Here is a 17,212-nt window from a genome sequence, read left to right as displayed (position 1 = left end):
CACCCGGCTCCGGCCCCGCCGCACCGTGAATGCCCGCAGGCCACAAGCCCGTCGGCCACGCCCGCCCCCTTCCCGGCGGGAACGGGGGCCCGCGCGCACCCGGACCGCCCGCCGTCCGGAAACAGCCCCTCGCGACAAGTCCGCGACGGCGGCACGACCACCGGAAGGTGAACGAACCACCTCGCGGGGCGCCGCACCCGGACGGTTTCCGCACTCCCCCTCACGCACCCTCCGGGAGGGAAGGGCCCACCCGCGGGGAAAGCGGGCGGACATGGGGCCGTCGCGGTGAAGTGCCCGCGCACCCAACCCCTGCTAATTTCACCCTTATGTCCCTTTTGATCACCAACTCCCTGATCGGTGAGTGAGGCGGGATGGGCGTTCTCCGCGACCATCCCGAACTGGCACTCTTCCTCTGTCTTGCCGCCGGATATCTGGTGGGCAAGCTCCGCGTCGGACCGATCACGCTCGGCGGTATCTGCGGCACGCTGATCGTCTCGCTGCTGCTCGGCACCCGGCACATCAGCGTCGACGACGACGTCAAGACCGTCTTCTTCGCGCTGTTCATCTTCTCGCTCGGCTACATGGCGGGTCCTCAGTTCTTCGCCAACCTCAACCGCAAGAGCCTGCGCTTCTTCACGCTCTGTCTGATCGAACTGGTCTGCGTACTCGGTATCGCCTACGGGCTGGCCAAGGCCTTCGACCTGGACGTGGGCACCGCCGCCGGCATCCTGGCGGGCGCGGCCACCGAGTCCGCCGTCGTGGGTACGGCCACCGAGGCCATCGGCAAGCTCAACGATCTGACCGCCGACCAGATCTCCCAGTACCAGGGACATGTCGCCACCGCGTACACGGTCTGCTACCTGTTCGGTCTGATCACCATCGTGCTCTACACCAGTCAGATCATGCCGATGCTGCTGCGCATCAACCTGGCGGACGCCTCGCGCGAACTCTGGGAGAAGATGCGCGGCGGCACGGCGGGGCTGGAGTCCGACGAGCGCGAGGCCCTGCCCGGCACGGTCGGGCGCACCTACCTGGTCACACTGGCCGACGGACGCACCATCGGTGAGCTGGAGACCGCGCTCGGCGGTCATGTGACGGTCGAGGGCGTCAAGCGCGGCAGCAAGCTGCTGCCCCCCGCGCCCGACCTGGAGCTGACGCTCAGCGATCTGATCCAGGTCGTCGGGCGGCGCTCGGCCATCATCGCGGCGGGCCGGGAGATCGGCCCCGAGACGCCCGCGATTCCGGGCCTCGACACCCCGCTGGCCACCAAGCAGGTCGCCGTCACCGAGAAGTCCACCCACGGCTCGACCATCGACCAGCTGGAGAAGACCCATCCCGAGTTCCGCGAGGACGGGGTCTACATCACCGAGGTGGTGCGCAACGACCAGCAGCTGCCCGCCTCGGGCCGCACCACGCTCTACCGCGGCGACGTCCTGACCCTGGTCGGTGCGCGCGGCGGGCTGAACAAGCTGGTCGCGAAGATCGGCGCCGTGGTCAAGAACGACACGACCGACTTCATCTACATCGGGTTCGGCATCGTGGCGGGCTCACTGCTCGGCCAGATCGTCGTCGACGCCGGAGACATCCCCATGTCGCTCGGCACCGGCGGCGGCTGTCTGATCTCCGGGCTGATCTTCGGCTGGTTCCGCTCCCGCAGGCAGACCTTCGGCGCGTTCCCGCCGCAGGCCGCGACCACCCTCAAGGACCTGGGCCTGGCGGTCTTCATCGCCTGCACGGGGCTGACCGCCGGGCCGCAGGCCTGGCCGCTGCTCAAGGAGTACGGGGCGCTGCTCCCCTTCGCGGGCATCGCCATGGTGCTGGTCCCCGCGACCGTCTCGCTGATCGTCGGACGCAAGCTGCTGAAGATCGACAAGCCGCTGCTGATCGGTGCCATCGCCGGACAGCAGTGCTCGACCCCGGCGATCACCTCCATCACCCAGGTGGCCCAGAGCTCCGTTCCCCTGCTCGGCTACACGATCACATACACGCTCTCGAACTTCCTGCTGCCGCTCACCGGGCCGATCCTCGTCGGCGTCCTAGGAGCCTGATGTGATCGATTTCCTCAACCGCAACGTCTTCCATCCCCACCCCGAACTGCTCGTCTTCCTCGTCATCGCCCTGGGCTTCCTGCTCGGGAAGATCCGCTACAAGGCGATCGCGCTCGGCGCGGTGACGGGCTGTCTGGTCGCCGGGCTCGTGCTCGGCGCCCAGTTCAAGGTCCAGATCGACGACACGGTCAAGAACCTCTTCTTCATCATGTTCCTGTTCGCCCTCGGCTACCGGGTCGGCCCGCAGTTCTTCCGCGGCCTCAGGAAGGACGGCCTGCCCCAGGTCGTCAACGCGGTCGTCGTCTGTGTCACCGGGCTGCTGGTGTCCTGGCTGTTCGCCGCCATGCTCGGATACGGCCCCGGGCTCGGCGCCGGCCTGATGAGCGGCGCGCTCACCCAGTCGGCGGCCATCGGTGTCGCCCAGGACGCCATCGGTACGCTGCCCGGCCTCTCCTCCTCCGAGGTGAAGACCCAGGAGAACCTGGTCGCGGTCGGGTACGCGGTGACGTATCCGCTCGGCACGATCCTGTGCGCGATGCTGCTGGCCAACGTCCTGCCCCGGCTGTACCGCAAGAACCTCGCCAAGGAGAGCGCCGAGCTCGCCGCGGAGCTGGACGCCCCCAACGAGAGCCCCGACGAGGGCGAGGGCTACTACGAGGTGGTGCTGCGCGCCTACACGGTCCAGCGTCCCGATCTCGTGGGCCGCACGGTCGAGGACTTCGAGAACCAGCAGAAGTCGCTCGGCCGGCGGGTCTACATCACCGGCGTCCGCCGCGGCGGGACGGTGCTGGAGCACGACCAGTCACGGGCCCTGGCGCTCGGCGACACCGTCGCCGTCAGCGCGCTGCGCCACGACCTGGTCGACTTCGACGCCCGTACGCACATCGGCGCCGAGGCCGACGATGTCGAACTGCTCGGCTACCGCACCGAGACGCTCCATGTCGTGGCCTCGGAGAAGGCCCAGCTCGGCCGGACCATCGAGGAGCTGCGCCGCGAGCCGTTCATGGTCGGTGTCTACATCGACAAGCTCTACCGGGCCGGGGCCGAGTTCCCCTACCGGCTCTCCACGGAGCTGGAGCGCGGTGACACGCTGATCCTCACCGGGCCCGAGCGGCTCGTCGGCCCGGCGGGCAAGGAGCTCGGCAAGCCCGTGCCGACGAGCTTCGCCACCGACATGGTCTGGGTCGGCCTCGGGATCTTCCTCGGCGGCTGTCTCGGTATTCCGGCGCTGACCGCGGGCGGGGTGCCGATCTCGCTGTCCACCTCCGGCGGCGGCCTGATCATGGGTCTGGTCTTCGGCTGGATCCGCGGCAAGTACCCGACGTACGGGAATGTGCCGCCCGGCGCCCAGTGGTTCATGGACACGCTGGGGCTGTGCCTGTTCGTCGCGGTCGTCGGCATCAACGCCGGGCCCAGCTTCACCAGCGGACTGTCCACGGCCGGCTGGGGGCTGCTCGTCTTCGGGGCGGTCGCCACCGTCGTACCGCTGGTCGTCGGCTTCCTGGTCGGGCACTACATCCAGAAGATCAGATTCCCGATCCTGATGGGTGTGCTGGCCGGCGGTCAGACCACGACCGCCGCGATCGGCGCCATCAACGAGACCTCGAAGTCCCAGATCCCCACGCTCGGCTACACCATCCCCTACGCGGTCGGCAACGTCCTGCTGACGGTGTGGGGCGCCGTGATCGTCATCCTCAACCACTGAATCGCCCGGGAGCGGAGACCAGCATGCCCAAGACCACCCTCAGCCGTGAAGAGATCCGGTCCTTCGCACAGCTCAGCCCGTTCGAGCTGAAGGACAAGTTCATCAAGATCGCCCAGGCCGCGCAGAGCGACAAGCCCGGCCAGAAGGGCAAGACGACCCGGGCCATGCTCAACGCGGGCCGCGGCAACCCGAACTGGGTCGCCACCGGTCCCCGCGAGGCGTACCACGCGCTGGGCTACTTCGCGATCGCCGAGTCCCGCCGGGTGTGGACCGCCGACAACCTGGGCGGGATGCCGGAGGAGGTCGGCTGCGCGGACCGCTTCGAGCACTTCACCCGTACGCACCCGGAGCTGCCCGGCATCGAACTGCTCAAGGCGAGCGTCGATCTGGCGGTCAAGCGGTTCGGCTTCGACCGCGACGCGTTCGTCCATGAGCTGACGGACTCCTCGATCGGCGACAACTACCCGGTGCCGGGCCGGATGCTGCGGCACACGGAGGAGATCGTGCGCGGCTATGTCGCGGACGAGATGTTCGACCACCGGCCGCCCGCCGGGCAGAACCTGAGCCTGTTCGCCACCGAGGGCGGCACGGCGGCCATGTGCTACATCTTCGACTCGCTGCTGAAGAACGGGATCCTGGAGAAGGGCGACCGGATCGCCCTGATGGTCCCGGTGTTCACCCCGTACCTGGAGATCCCGGAGCTGGACACGTACGGCTTCGACGTCGTCCATGTCGAGGCGAACCTGTTCACGGAGACCGGGGTGCGGCAGTGGCGCTACCCGCCGGAGGAGGTCGCCAAGCTCGCCGACCCGACGGTCAAGCTGGTCTGCTGCGTCAACCCCAGCAACCCGCCCTCGCTGGCGCTCGCGCCGCGGGTCGCCGAGCAGATCGTGTCGATCGTCGCCGAGCAGAACCCGAACCTGATCGTCGTCACCGATGACGTGTACGGCACCTTCGTGGAGGGCTTCCGCTCGCTCGCGGCCGAACTGCCGCGCAACACGCTGCTGGTGTACTCCTACTCCAAGCACTACGGCGCCACGGGCTGGCGGCTCGGGGTGATCGGGCTGCACGACGACAACGTGATCGACGAGATGCTCGCCGCGCAGAGCCCGGAGCGGAAGGCCGGGCTGAACAAGCGGTACGGGACGCTCTCGCTGGAGCCGGAGAAGATCAAGTTCATCGACCGGCTGGTCGCGGACTCCCGGCAGGTGGCGCTGAACCACACCGCCGGCCTCTCCCTCCCCCTCCAGGTGATGATGGCGCTCTTCTCGCTGTTCGACATGCTGGACGAGGGTCAGGCGTACAAGCACCGCATCCGCGCCATCGTCCAGCAGCGCCTGGACCTCCTGCTGGAGGGCGTGCACATGAAGATCTCCGAGGATTCCAAGCGGGCCGCCTACTACATCGAACTGGACCTGCTCGCGGAAGCCGAACGCGTCCACGGGAAGCCGTTCGCCGACTTCCTGGAGAAGAACTACGAGCCGGTCGACCCGCTGTTCCGGCTGGCCGAGCAGACGTCGGTGGTGCTGCTGAACGGGGGCGGGTTCGACGGTCCGGAGTGGTCGGTACGTGTGTCGCTGGCCAACCTGGACGACCTGGACTATCTGAAGATCGGCCACCATCTGCGGGCGATCTTCAATGAGTACGCGGAGGAGTGGAAGGCGCAGTAGGAGCGCGGCGACGGGGCGCGTCCGGGCGCGGGAGTACGGGACGCGCGTCCGGGCCGCGCGGGCGCGCGGGTACGGGGCAGGCCGTGTCCGGGCGCGGGAGTACGCGGCGGGCGCGTCCCGTCAGGCAGTGTCCCGCAGCATGGCGAGCGTGGTCTCCAGCTCGGTCCTGGCCGTCCGGGCCGCCTCCCGCCCGTCGCCCGCCACGACGGCCCGGACGAGGGCGGCGTGGGTGTCCTCGCCGTGGCCGGGGTGGGTGGCGCGCAGGTCGAGCAGGTCGACCAGCTCGATCAGGCCCTGCCGCAGGGCGGGCGCGAACTCCCCGAACAGATCGGTGAGTACGGGATTGTGGGCGGCGGCCACCACCGCCCGGTGCAGCGCGATGTCCGCGTCCACGAACTCCGCGTCCCCCCAGCCGCTCGCCGCCCGCCGGGCCGCCATCGCCTCGTCCAGGGCCGCGAGGTCGTCCTCGGTGCGGCGTTCGGCGGCCAGCCGGGCGGCCTCGACCTCGATGAGCATGCGCACCTCGTACACATCGGTGACCGCGGCCCGGCGCAGCCGCGTGGGCCAGTCCTCGTGCGGGCGGTCGGCGATGACGAAGACCCCGGAGCCCTGCCGGGCCTGGACCAGTCCGGTCGCGGCCAGGGCGCGCACGGCCTCACGGACCGTGGAGCGGCCGACCCCGAGGGTTTTGGCGAGGGTGGTCTCGCCGGGGATCTTCGTACCGACCGGCCACTGGCCGCCGGTGATCCGCCCGCGCAGATGGTCCGTGGCCTGTTCGACGAGAGGGCTGGGGCGCAGTGGGCCGAGGGGACTGCCGAGCGGGCCGGGCGACGACACGAGTTCCACCTGTCAGGTTGTCTGAGGACTTGTCGAGTGGCTACTGTACCGGCATGACGCACAGCGGTCTCCTTCTTCTCGGCTGCCGCGGCGGGGCCTGAAGCGACCGGCACCCCGCCGCGGGGTGCCGTGCTGTGCCGGTCGCGTCCGGCGACCCGAGAAGAGACCGTTTCCATGTCCGACGTCATGTCCGGCTCCCCGTCAACGACGCACGGCTTCCCCACCCTCCGTACACCGCGCGGCCCCGTACCCGCCGGTGCGCCCGCCTGGAATCCGCAGCGCGCCAGCGATATGCCCTCCCACCGCTACCGCTCCGCCTTCGACCGTGTCGAACTGCCGCTGACCGACCGCGGCTGGCCCGACGCCCGGATCGAAGAGGCCCCCCTCTGGGTGCCGGTCGACCTGCGGGACGGCAATCAGGCACTGGCCGAGCCGATGGACACCCCGCGCAAGCGCCGGATGTTCGACCTGCTCGTCACGATGGGGTTCAAGGAGATCGAGATCGGCTACCCGTCCGCGAGCCGGACGGACTTCGACTTCGTGCGGCACCTGGTGGAGAGCGGTGCGGTGCCCGGCGACGTCACCCCGGTCGTCTTCACCCCGGCCAGGGCGGACCTGATCGAGCGGACCTTCGCCTCCGTGGCGGGCATGGACCGCGCGGTCGTCCACCTCTACATCCCGACGGCACCGGTCTGGCGCGATGTGGTGCTCGGGCGCGACCGGGCGGAGGTGCACGCGGTGATCCGGGAGGCGGCGACCCTGATGGCACGGCTCGCGCACGCCATGCCGGGGACGGACATCCGGTTCGAGTTCTCCCCCGAGGTCTTCATCCTCACCGAGCCGGACTTCGTCCTGGAGATCTGCGACAGCCTGACGGAGCTGTGGGACGCCTCCCCCGACCGGCCGGTGATCCACAACCTGCCGGCCACCGTGGAGATCGCGACGCCGAACGTGTACGCGGACCAGATCGAGTACATGCACCGCCATCTGGCCCGCCGGGACTCGGTGATCCTCTCCGTGCATCCGCACCACGACCGCGGTACGGGGGTCGCCTGCGCCGAACTGGCCGTGCTGGCGGGCGCCCAGCGCGTGGAGGGGTGCCTGTTCGGGAACGGGGAGCGCACGGGCAATGTGGACCTGGTGAACCTGGCGCTGAACCTGCACGCCCAGGGTGTCGACCCGATGATCGACTTCTCCGACATCGACGAGATCCGCCGCACGGTCGAACACTGCAACCGGCTGCCGGTGCCGCCGCGCCACCCGTACGGCGGCGACCTCGTCTACACCGCGTTCTCCGGTACCCACCAGGACGCCATCAGCAAGGGCCTGGCCCATCACGAGGCGAGCGGGTCCGCGTTCTGGTCGGTGCCGTACCTGCCGATCGACCCGGCCGATGTGGGGCGCAGTTACGAGGCGGTCATCCGGGTCAACAGCCAGTCGGGCAAGGGCGGCATCGCCCATCTGCTGCACAGCAACTACGGGGTGGACCTGCCGCCCGCGATGCGCGCCGACTTCTCCCGTACGGTGCAGTCGGCCACGGACGACAGCGGGACGGAGGCCACGCCCAAGGACCTGTGGGAGCTGTTCGGAGCGACGTATCTGACTCCGGGCCGGGACGGCGCGGTCGCCCTCACCTCCTGGACGACGGACCGCACCCCGGCGGGCGAGCACCGCTTCGTCTGCACGCTGCGGACGGACGACGGCGGGGCCCGGGGCGAGGGCGACTACGAGGGCACGGGCAACGGCCCGGTGTCGGCGTTCACGCACGCGCTGGCCGGGGCGGGCATCGAGGTCGAGATCCTCGACTTCGTCCAGCACGCGACGCGACGGGGCCAGGGCAGCCCCGCGATGGCGTACGTGGAGTGTCTGGTCGGCGGTCAGCGGCGCTGGGGAGCGGGCCAGGACACCTCCGTGCTGACCGCCTCGGTGATGGCCGTGCTCTCGGCGGTGAACCGCGGCTGAGCCCGTCCGGCCCGGCGGTGAACCGCGGCTGAGCCGGTCCGGCCCGGCGGTGAACCGCGGCTGAGCCCGTCCGGCCCGGAGGGGGCTGCCTCCGGGCCGTCGGCCTCTCCGGCCGGGAGGGGCGGCCTCCGGGCCGGGGGTCCGTTCCGGCCCGGGGCTGTCCTCCGGGCCGGAGCGTCCTCGCGGCCCATGGGGGGCGCGCGCCCCGGCCGGTGGTGGGGGGCCTGGGGTCCGGCCGGGGTGCGCGGGCGGTGGTGGCCGGCGGAAGTGAGGACGTGGAAGCACGCTAGCGGCACCGGTTCCGGCAAACGGGGCGATTCGGGCCCGGGTCGGGGTTCTTAGGGTGGGCTTAAGGAGCCCATCGGCACGGGTTAATGGTGCGGGCCCCCGACGGGCGGGCCCCCGCCGCGCCCGCTCCCGGCCTCCCCGTCCCGGACGGCCGTCCGCCGCCGCTGCCGGGCCACGCGCCGGCCGGGGCCCCGCCCGCTGCGCTCCGGCGCACCCTCGTGCAGCCCGATCCGGATCCGGACCTCCGTACCGCCGAGGACCGAACGGCCGATCCGCAGGTCGCCGCCGGTGGACTCGGCCACCCTGCGCACGATGTCCAGGCCGAGCCCCGTCGAGCCCAGCGCGCCCGCCGCCCCGCCCCGGCCGCTGGAGCCGCGGGCCAGGGCGGCCTTCGGGTCGGCGATGCCGGGGCCCGCGTCGGAGACCAGCACGATCACCGCGTCGCCGCCGTGGTGCACATCGACCGCGAACGCGGTGCCCTCCGGGGTGTGCCGGAAGACATTGCCGAGCAGCGCGTCCAGCGCGGCGGCCAGTTCGGGCCGGGCGACCGGGATGCGTACCGTACGGCCCACTCCCGCCAGACGCACCTCTCGGCCCTCGTCCTCGGCCAGCGCCGACCAGAAGCTCATCCGCTCCCGGATCACCTCGGAGACGTCGCAGCCCGCCCCCGCCCCCGTCTGCACGCCCTGGGTCTGCGGGCGCTGCTCGCGGGCGGTACGGATGATCGTGTCCACCTCGTGCTCCAGCTGCTCGACCGCCGCCCGGGTCTGTTCGGCGGCCGGTCCCTCGCCCAGCGAGGCGGCGTTGAGCCGGAGCACGGTGAGCGGGGTCCGCAGCCGGTGGGAGAGGTCGGCGGCCAGTTCCCGTTCGTTGGCCAGGAGTTGTACGACCTGGTCGGCCATCGAGTTGAACGCGACGGCCGCGGACCGCAGTTCGGTGGGGCCCTCCTCCGGGACCCTGGTGCCGAGCCTGCCCTCGCCGAGGTTCTGGGCGGCGCCCGCGAGCCGCCGGGCGGGTTCCACCATCCGCACGCCGAGCCGGTCGGCGACCGCCACCGAGCCGACGATCAGGGCGAGGCCGACGCCCGCCAGCATCAGCCAGGCGGTGGTGACCCCTTGCGAGACCTCGCCCTCGGGTACGAACACCTCGACGACGGCGCTGTCCCCGGAGCCCAGAGCCGTGGGCTGGAGCAGCACGGAGCCGCCCCGCACCGCGATGATGGAGGCGCGCCCGGCCTTCCTGACGGTCTCGACGTCCTTGCGGGGCGCGCGCCGGGTGCCGATCTCCAGGGCCGGGTGCTCCGGCTCGTCGGCGGGGACATGGACGGCGAGGTGTCCCTCTTCACCCGGTTCGGTGGACATGACGGCCCGGGTCAGTTCCTTGCGGTCGGTGGTGATGGAGAGGGTCGGGCCGATCATGGCGGCCTGCCGTTCCGCGTCGGAGAAGGCCCGGTCGCCGGCCATCTCCTTGACGACGAGGGCGAGCGGCACGGCGAACGCGATCACCACCATGGCGGTGACCGCCAGGCAGACCTTGACCAGGGCCCATCTCACGCGGGTGGCTCCGGCGCCGGGGGCTGGAGCTTCACACCGACGCCGCGCAGGGTGTGCAGATAGCGCGGGCGGGCCGCGGTCTCCCCCAGTTTGCGGCGCAGCCACGACAGATGGACGTCGATGGTCTGGTCGTCGCCGTAGGACTGCTGCCAGACCTCGGCGAGGAGTTCCTTGCGCGGGACGACGACCCCCGGCCGTCCCGCGAGGTAGGTGAGCAGGTCGAATTCACGGCGGGTCAGATCGACGGCCACCCCGTCCAGTTCGGCCAGGCGGCGCAGCGGGTCGATGGAGAGCCCGCCCACCCTGATGATCCGCCGCGGCGGCCCGTCGCCTCCCGAGGCGCGCGAGCGGCGCAGCACGGCGGCCATCCGCGCCGAGAGGTGTTCGACCGAGAACGGCTTGGTCAGATAGTCGTCGGCGCCGTCGTTGAGCAGCCGTACGATCTCGCTCTCGTCGTCCCGCGCGGTGGCGATGATCACCGGTACGTCGGTGATGGACCGGAGCATCTTCAGCGCCTCGGCACCGTCCAGATCGGGCAGCCCGAGGTCGAGTATGACCACGTCGAAGCGGAGGTGCGCGACCTCGCGCAGCGCTTCGAGCGCGGTGCCCACGCTCCGTACCGTATGAGATGCCTCGCTGAGGTGCCGGATGAGGGCGGAACGTACGAACTGGTCGTCCTCGACCACGAGCACACTTGCCATGGGCGGCACCGTACGCCATCGGCCCCCGCCCGGTCCCGCCCGCTGCGGTACGGGGACAGGAGGGGTCCGGGTGGTGCAGGATGTCCCGGATGCGACGAGGACTCGTACACGCGGGCGCGTGGACGCTCGCCACCGGGGCGGCGGCCACGCTGTCGTGGTGGGGTGTGCACACGGTGCTGGCGGGGACGGCGTACGACCCTCCGCTCTCCCTGCCGATCGCTCCGGGCGCGCGCCCGGAGCGGACCGGGCCGGCCGACGCGGAGCGGGAGCCTGCGGCGTCCTCGACGCACCGCGCCTCGCCCTCCGCCTCGCCGCACGCATCCGGCCGGGACGGCGGGGGCGGCGGGAACAGTGCGGACGGTGCGGACGGGACCGGCCGGAACACCTCGAACCTTGGAACCACTTCGTCGTCGCCGTCCCCGCGACCGCCCCGGAAGCCGTCCCCCACCACCGCGAAGCCCTCGGCACCCACGGGCGAGGTGAAGGGGTACCGCACGGACGGGGGCCGGGTCGTTCTCGAACTGGGGAGCAGTTCGGCCAAGCTGGTCACGGCGACGCCGGAGCCGGGCTGGTCGATGCAGGTGTGGACGAACGACGCCTGGATCCGGGTGGACTTCAGTGACGGGAACGGGCGGACGGACTCGGTGTTCTGCACCTGGAACGGCCATCCGCCGACGGTGCAGGTCGTCGAGCCGTAGGCCGCGGGCCGTGGGTGACAGGCGGTGGACCGTGGGCGGGCAGGCCGTGAGCCGTGGGTGGGCAGGGGGTGTTGGGGTCCGCGCGTCCCGTGTCTACGTGAAGACCGAGGGCGGCGGGGCCGGGGAGGGTTTGGCTCCCTCGTCCGTGACGACCGCCGCGCCTCCGGTGAAGTCGGCGAGCACCCGGCCGTGTTCGACGCGGCCGGGGTGCGGATCGCTCGCGACCCGGCGGGTCAGTTCGGCGACGGCGAGCGGCAGGTCGGAGGCGAGCAGCACGGCGTTGCCGAAGCGGCGTCCGCGCCACACGGTCGGGTCGGCGGCGAGCGCCAGTTCGGGGAAGGCCGCGGCGGCGGTGGCGACCTGGCCGCGCAGATGGGTCAGTGGCGGACCGTCGGCGAGGTTGGCGGCGTACTGCCCACCGGGCTTCAGGACCCGGCGTACCTCGGCGAGGAATTCGGCGGAGGTGAGATGGGCGGGGGTACGGGCCCCGCTGAACACATCGGCGATGACGAGGTCGGCCCAGCCGTCCTGGATCTTTCCGAGTCCGGCGCGGGCGTCCGTGGAACGGACCCGGATCCGGGCCTGCGGGTCCAGCGGGAGTTCCCGGCGCACCAGTTGGACGAGGGCGGCGTCCAGCTCGACGATCTGCTGGGTGGAGCGGGGGCGGGTCGCGGCGACGTAGCGGGCGAGGGTGAAGGCACCGCCGCCCAGGTGGACGACGTGCAGCGGCTGCTGCGGAGGGGCGGCCAGGTCGATGATGTGACCGATCCTGCGCTGGTACTCGAAGGAGAGGTACGTGGGGTCGTCGAGGTCCACGTGCGACTGCGGGGCGCCGTCCAGCAGCAGGGTCCAGCCGTGCGGGCGTTCCCGGTCGGGTATCAGCTCGGCGCGTCCGCCGTCGACCGTCTCGACCGCCCCGGCCCGCTCTCCCCTGCCGGCCCGGCGCTCCTGCTTGCGCCCGGAGTCCTTCCGTGCGCCCGAGCCCCCGGCCGGCCCTCCTCGACGTGCCACGTTCGCTGATCCTCGCTCATGGGATGCCGCGGCGTACCGCCCGCGGCGGGAGGAACTCCTCCCGTCCTCCCATTATGGGCCGAGACCGGCCGGCACAGGGGGGTGGTGTCGCCCCCCTCCCTCCTTACCAGCCGGTCTCAGCTGCACTTGTCGGCCGCTTCGATCACCCGGGCCGCCTCGTCGAGCGCGGCCCGGAGCGCGGACGGATCGGTGACGGGGGCGTCCTCGGCGGGCGGCAGCAGCCAGCCGGTGCCGGAGACGGACGGCTCGGCGGGGACGGGGATGCGCAGCCCGCGGCCGTTCGAGGACGTACAGGCACTGCCGGGTACGTCCCAGGCCTCGGCGGTACCCGGAGGCACCAGGAACCCCAGAGTGTCGCAGGCTCCGTCGTGCAGCACCGGGCCGACCGCCTCCTGGTCGGCGCCGCGGCGCAGGATGTCGACGGCCTCCAGGCCGTGGCGGGCGGGGACGGTGACGAGGTCGCAGGGCTCTTCGGCGGCTCCGGCGGCCGGGGGCACCGGATCGGGCGCCCTGCCGGTCGTCGTCGTGTCCGCCGGGACCGTCGTGCCGGCCGGGACCCCCGTGCCGGGTGAGGTCGCCGTAGGGTCTGCCGGGGTCGTGGTCGTGTCTGTCGGGGTCGTCGCGGTCGTCCGTGAGCCGGTCTCCGAGCCGGGATGCAGCAAGGGAACCCCTCCTCTCATCGCCCGACGGAGCCACACTCCGTCTCCACATGTACCAACGCGCCGACCCCGTCAAGGGCTACGGCGCCACGCCGCCGCAAAGGGTGGCAGTTCATGGCGGATCAGAGGTGAGTTATCCCTTTTGCCGTGAAACGCAGCGTGTGCGCCTTGTCACAGCGGGTACGTTCTTGCCCCGCCGGGACACCGGAATCAGGAGTCCGGCCGCACCAGAAAGGGCCCCGTCATGGTGTCGACACGGGCAGTTCCCAACCTTGTCTTCCGGCAACTGCGCGGCCCGCGTTCGGCGGGAGAGTTCGCGGCGGCCGTGCGCAGGGCCGCCCGCGAGATCGGCGAACAGGTCGCGTGCGACGCCCGGTACATCGGCCGCGTGGAGTCCGGCGAGATCCGCTGTCCCAACTACGCGTACGAGCGGGTCTTCCTGCACATGTTCCCGGGGGCGTCCCTGGCCGACCTGGGATTCTCGGCCCGCGAGAGCGTGCGCGGGAGGGGGGCGCGGGAGACGGCGGGGACGGCGGAGTGCCCGGCGGTCCCGGCCGGCCGGGCACCGGGGCCGACCGTGCCCCGGCCGACCGCGCCCCTGCCCCCGGCACTGTCCCTGTCCCTGCCCCCGGCCCATTCCCCGACCCCCACGCTCCACAGCGACATCGACGAGGAGAGCGACGTGCTGCGTCGCGTGTTCATGACGAGCGGCACCACCACGGTGGCCACCGCGTCCCTGGGACTCGGCCGCGCCCACGCGGTCGCCGCCCCGATCTCCCTGCCCGCACAGCGACGGGTCGGCGAGGCCGAGGTGAGCGCCGTGGAGAAGGCGGTGCGGCAGATCCGGCTGCTGGACGACCGGCACGGCGGCGACGGGCTCTACCGGCGGGCGGCCCAGCCGCTGCGGGCCGCCTACGCGCTGCTGGACGCCGGGAGCACCGCCCGGCGGGCCACCGCGGACCGGCTGCACGCGGGCGCGGGTGAGCTGGCCATCTCCGTGGGCTGGCTCGCCCATGACTCGGGCCGCTTCGAGGACGCCCGCTCGCACTACGCGGAGGCGCTCGCCACGGCCCGGCTGGCCGGCGACTCCGCGCTGGAGGCGCACGCGTTCTGCAACGCGTCGTTCCTGGCGCGGGACACGGGCCGGCCGAGGGAGGCGGTCCGCGCCGCGGAGGCGGGGCAGCGGGCCGCCCGCGCGCTCGGCTCGCCCCGGCTGCTGGCACTGCTCGCGCTGCGGGAGGCGGGGGGCCGGGCGGGGCTCGGGGACCGTACGGGGTGCGACCGGGCGATCGGCCGGGCCCGCGCGGCCTTCGAGCGCGGACCGGCCGCCGCCGATCCGGAGTGGATGACCTTCTTCCGGGACGCGGAGCTGGAGCTGCTGGAGGCGCAGTGCTGGTCGGCGCTGGGCGACTGGTCCCGGGCCGCCCGGCACGGACGGCGCGCGGTGGCGCTCCAGGACGCCCACTTCACCCGGAACCTGGCGCTGTACCGGGCTCAGCTGACGGGCGACCTGGCGCGGGGGGGCCTGGCCGACGAGGCGGCGGCGACGGGGCACCAGGTCCTGGACCTGCTCGACCGGGTCCAGTCCTCCCGGATCCGGGGAATGCTGGCGGGGGCGGCACGGGTGCTGGAGCCCCGGGGCGGGGCGGCCGGGGTGGCGGCGTTCCTGACCCGCCACGCGGACCGGGGCACACGCGGCTGAGCCGGGGGCGGCGGCGGGCTGACACGGCTGCGGGCTGAGACGACGGCAGTCCGGAGACAGCCGCGGTCCGGAGATGGCGGCAGTCCGGTGACAGCGGCACCCCGGTGACGGCCGCAGTCCGGAGACGGCGGCACCCCGATGACGGCCGCGGTCCGGAGACGGCCGGACGGCCATGACCGGTCGGGGTCCGATGGACACCCGGGGGCCCGTGGCCGGCCGGGGTCCGATGGGCGTCCGGGCCCGGTGGCCGGCCGCAGGCCCGTGGCCGGCCGGGGTCCGACGAGCGTCCGGGCCCGGTGACCGGCCGCAGGACCGTGACCGGCCGGGCCCAGCGGCCGACCTGGCCCAGCGGCCGGCCGAAGCTCCCCGGGGCGCGGGCCCCGCTACCGCTCCAGGTGGCCCGTGTCGTTCCAGCGTTCCATCGCGGGCATCCCGTACGCCCAGCCGAGCACCGACAGCGACGTCGGATCCAGCCTGATCCGGGCGCCGAAGGACAGGTCCTCGCCCAGCCAGCGCGCCCCCAGGGCCCGCAGGATGTGCCCGTGGGCGAAGACCAGGACGTCCCGGTCCGCCGAGCGCGCCCAGTCCACGATCTCGTCGGCGCGGGCGGAGACGTCCGCGGTCGTCTCGCCCCCCGGGACACCGTCGCGCCAGATCAGCCAGTCCGGACGCTCCGCCCGGATCTGCGCCGGGGTCAGCCCTTCGTACGCCCCGTAGTCCCATTCCATGAGCGCGTCCCACGGCTCGGCCCGCTCGCCGAACCCGGCGATGTCGCACGTCTCGGCGGCCCGGACGAGCGGGCTGGTCCGCACCTCGGCCCCGGGCAGTCCCGCCCACGGCGCCCGGTGCAGCCGTTCCCCGAGCAGCTTGGCGCCCGCGCGGCCGGTGTCGAGGAGCGGAATGTCGGTCCTGCCGGTGTGATTGCCCTGGACGGACCACTGGGTCTGGCCATGCCGGGCGAGCAGGATTCGCGGTGCCATGACGGCTCTCCCTGAAACGGTGAAACGGTGAACAGGTCCCGGACTGCGGTGGCCGGGACGGCGAAGGGGGGACGGCCACGAGGTTCCGGGCCCGGTCGGCGGGCGGGGCCTGTTCGTCCCGCTCCATCATCGCTCACGTGCCCATCGGGCAACCTCCGGGGCCGTATCCGCGTCCCTCTCTCCGCAGCGCCGTTCCGCCCTCGGTCCGCGACCGGAACGGCATATGCGCGGGGCGTCCGAAAAGGACCCCCGGGGGGAGTGGCGGCTCGTGACCGCCGTACGGTTGAACGCCCGCCGTCAGCCGTATGAACATGGGGAGAGCTACCGGATGCCGCACGCCACCGCCGCGAACGTGCCCGGCCACCGGCCCCGCTGGTGGACGGAACTGCCACTGATCGCCGTGGTCTACGGACTCTATTCGGCGGGCCGGCTCGTGGTCCGCGGCGATGTGTCGACGGCGGTCGACCACGGTCTGGCCATCCTCCGTCTGGAGAAGGCACTCCATATCAACGCCGAGCATCCGCTCAACCGGCTGCTGACCGACACCCCTTCGCTCGGGATACCCGCCGACTTCGCGTACGCCTCCCTGCACTACCTCGTCACCCCGGCCATCCTCATATGGATGTTCCGGCGCCGGTCGGCCGCGTACCGGGCGGCCAGGACCTGGCTGATGACCTCGACCCTGCTCGGCATGATCGGTTTCACGCTGATGCCGACGTGTCCGCCCCGGCTGCTGGACGCCGGGCACGGTTTCGTCGACACGATGGCGCAGTACAGCGCGTACGGCTGGTGGGGCACCGGGGCCAGCGCGCCGCGCGGGCTCAGCGGAATGACCAACCAGTACGCGGCGATGCCGAGTCTGCACGTGGGGTGGTCCGTGTGGTGCGGCATCCTGCTGTGGCGCCACGGCCGCCATCCCCTCGTTCGGGCAGCGGGCATCGCCTATCCGCTGTTCACCACTCTGGTGGTGATGGGCACGGCCAACCACTACTTCCTCGACGCCGTCGCGGGTGCGGCCGTGATGGGCGTCGGAGCACTCCTGACCAGGCCGGTGATGCGGCTGGCCGACCGGATCAAGGACCGGTTCAGGGCGTCGTCGGCCCCCGTCGCCGCGGCTGTCTCCGCGACGAGGTCCCCGATTGTCAGTGCCGGATGCAAGACTTCCGCGGGTGAGCGAATCCCCGGCCAGCGGACCACCTCCGCAGATTCCACCGACGCGGCACGAAGCGACACCGAGCTCGACGGCACGGAGCGAGGCGACACGGCACGAAGCGGCACAGCCGCGAGCGACGACGCTCCGGCAGCGGCTCGCTGAACTGCGCGGCCCGTCCGTCGCACCGCACCCGCTCGACGCCCGCGCGCTGGCCGCTCTCGCCG

At 72.3% G+C, this 17,212-nt stretch carries 13 protein-coding genes; 7 read left to right on the top strand and 6 right to left on the bottom strand.

Features of this window, described 5'->3' with window-relative positions:
* The first annotated feature begins 371 nt into the window (after window positions 1-371).
* From aspT (ABT170_RS07175) to ABT170_RS07165, 3 genes are read left to right on the top strand one after another with little or no spacing between them, the layout of a single operon-like run.
* A complete protein-coding gene (gene aspT, locus ABT170_RS07175; RefSeq protein ID WP_351864776.1) occupies window positions 372-2,048 on the top strand; it encodes an aspartate-alanine antiporter in 1,677 nt (558 codons plus the stop codon).
* Between the two features lies 1 nt (window position 2,049).
* Window positions 2,050-3,753, top strand: coding sequence for an aspartate-alanine antiporter (gene aspT, locus ABT170_RS07170; RefSeq protein ID WP_329944343.1), 1,704 nt, complete (start codon window positions 2,050-2,052; stop codon window positions 3,751-3,753).
* A gap of 23 nt (window positions 3,754-3,776) precedes the next feature.
* The gene (locus tag ABT170_RS07165) at window positions 3,777-5,423 is read left to right on the top strand and encodes a bifunctional aspartate transaminase/aspartate 4-decarboxylase (RefSeq protein ID WP_329944342.1); all 1,647 of its coding nucleotides are present in this window, start codon (window positions 3,777-3,779) and stop codon (window positions 5,421-5,423) included.
* A gap of 120 nt (window positions 5,424-5,543) precedes the next feature.
* On the opposite strand, the gene ABT170_RS07160 is transcribed toward ABT170_RS07165, so the two are convergent.
* Window positions 5,544-6,269 (bottom strand): FadR/GntR family transcriptional regulator, encoded by a 726-nt coding sequence (locus ABT170_RS07160; protein ID WP_329944341.1) that lies wholly within the window; start codon window positions 6,267-6,269, stop codon window positions 5,544-5,546.
* 165 nt (window positions 6,270-6,434) lie between these two features.
* Here ABT170_RS07160 and ABT170_RS07155 point away from each other — a divergent pair, with 165 nt between their 5' ends.
* Window positions 6,435-8,222: a 2-isopropylmalate synthase gene (locus ABT170_RS07155; protein WP_351864771.1), complete on the top strand. Its 1,788-nt coding sequence runs from the start codon at window positions 6,435-6,437 to the stop codon at window positions 8,220-8,222.
* 371 nt (window positions 8,223-8,593) lie between these two features.
* Here the strand turns inward: ABT170_RS07155 and ABT170_RS07150 are convergent, their stop codons facing one another.
* Together ABT170_RS07150 and ABT170_RS07145 are read right to left on the bottom strand one after the other, a co-directional pair.
* Window positions 8,594-10,063: a sensor histidine kinase gene (locus ABT170_RS07150; RefSeq protein ID WP_351864768.1), complete on the bottom strand. Its 1,470-nt coding sequence runs from the start codon at window positions 10,061-10,063 to the stop codon at window positions 8,594-8,596.
* The gene (locus tag ABT170_RS07145; protein WP_329944338.1) at window positions 10,060-10,764 is read right to left on the bottom strand and encodes a response regulator transcription factor; all 705 of its coding nucleotides are present in this window, start codon (window positions 10,762-10,764) and stop codon (window positions 10,060-10,062) included. The genes ABT170_RS07150 and ABT170_RS07145 overlap by 4 nt, the downstream gene beginning before the upstream one ends.
* 89 nt (window positions 10,765-10,853) lie before the next feature.
* On the opposite strand from ABT170_RS07145, the gene ABT170_RS07140 reads away from it, so the two are divergent.
* Complete coding sequence (locus ABT170_RS07140) at window positions 10,854-11,462, top strand: hypothetical protein (protein ID WP_351864765.1); 609 nt, start codon at window positions 10,854-10,856, stop codon at window positions 11,460-11,462.
* Between the two features lie 93 nt (window positions 11,463-11,555).
* Here the strand turns inward: ABT170_RS07140 and ABT170_RS07135 are convergent, their stop codons facing one another.
* Complete coding sequence (locus ABT170_RS07135) at window positions 11,556-12,473, bottom strand: spermidine synthase (RefSeq protein WP_351864762.1); 918 nt, start codon at window positions 12,471-12,473, stop codon at window positions 11,556-11,558.
* A 137-nt stretch (window positions 12,474-12,610) separates the two neighbouring features.
* Entirely contained in the window at window positions 12,611-13,156 is a 546-nt protein-coding gene (locus tag ABT170_RS07130) for a hypothetical protein (protein WP_329944335.1), read from the bottom strand.
* A gap of 241 nt (window positions 13,157-13,397) precedes the next feature.
* Between ABT170_RS07130 and ABT170_RS07125 the strand changes: the two genes are divergently transcribed.
* Entirely contained in the window at window positions 13,398-14,855 is a 1,458-nt protein-coding gene (locus tag ABT170_RS07125) for an NsdA family TPR-like regulatory protein (RefSeq protein ID WP_329944334.1), read from the top strand.
* A gap of 383 nt (window positions 14,856-15,238) precedes the next feature.
* On the opposite strand, the gene ABT170_RS07120 is transcribed toward ABT170_RS07125, so the two are convergent.
* A complete protein-coding gene (locus ABT170_RS07120) occupies window positions 15,239-15,835 on the bottom strand; it encodes a histidine phosphatase family protein (RefSeq protein WP_351864758.1) in 597 nt (198 codons plus the stop codon).
* Between the two features lie 328 nt (window positions 15,836-16,163).
* Between ABT170_RS07120 and ABT170_RS07115 the strand changes: the two genes are divergently transcribed.
* A complete protein-coding gene (locus tag ABT170_RS07115; protein WP_329944415.1) occupies window positions 16,164-17,150 on the top strand; it encodes a phosphatase PAP2 family protein in 987 nt (328 codons plus the stop codon).
* Window positions 17,151-17,212 lie beyond the last annotated feature (62 nt).

It is taken from the genome of Streptomyces sp. NPDC001787 (genome assembly GCF_040297465.1).
Taxonomy (GTDB): domain Bacteria; phylum Actinomycetota; class Actinomycetes; order Streptomycetales; family Streptomycetaceae; genus Streptomyces.
This window is presented reverse-complemented; position numbering and strand designations above follow the sequence as displayed.

What these genes read in the sequence shown, in the direction of transcription:
- ABT170_RS07120 (WP_351864758.1), bottom strand. Translation starts at nt 15,835, where the DNA reads ATGGCACCGCGAATCCTGCTCGCCCGGCATGGCCAGACCCAGTGGTCC.
- aspT (WP_351864776.1), top strand. Translation starts at nt 372, where the DNA reads ATGGGCGTTCTCCGCGACCATCCCGAACTGGCACTCTTCCTCTGTCTT.
- ABT170_RS07155 (WP_351864771.1), top strand. Translation starts at nt 6,435, where the DNA reads ATGTCCGACGTCATGTCCGGCTCCCCGTCAACGACGCACGGCTTCCCC.
- ABT170_RS07115 (WP_329944415.1), top strand. Translation starts at nt 16,164, where the DNA reads ATGCCGCACGCCACCGCCGCGAACGTGCCCGGCCACCGGCCCCGCTGG.
- ABT170_RS07165 (WP_329944342.1), top strand. Translation starts at nt 3,777, where the DNA reads ATGCCCAAGACCACCCTCAGCCGTGAAGAGATCCGGTCCTTCGCACAG.
- ABT170_RS07140 (WP_351864765.1), top strand. Translation starts at nt 10,854, where the DNA reads ATGCGACGAGGACTCGTACACGCGGGCGCGTGGACGCTCGCCACCGGG.
- ABT170_RS07145 (WP_329944338.1), bottom strand. Translation starts at nt 10,764, where the DNA reads ATGGCAAGTGTGCTCGTGGTCGAGGACGACCAGTTCGTACGTTCCGCC.
- ABT170_RS07125 (WP_329944334.1), top strand. Translation starts at nt 13,398, where the DNA reads ATGGTGTCGACACGGGCAGTTCCCAACCTTGTCTTCCGGCAACTGCGC.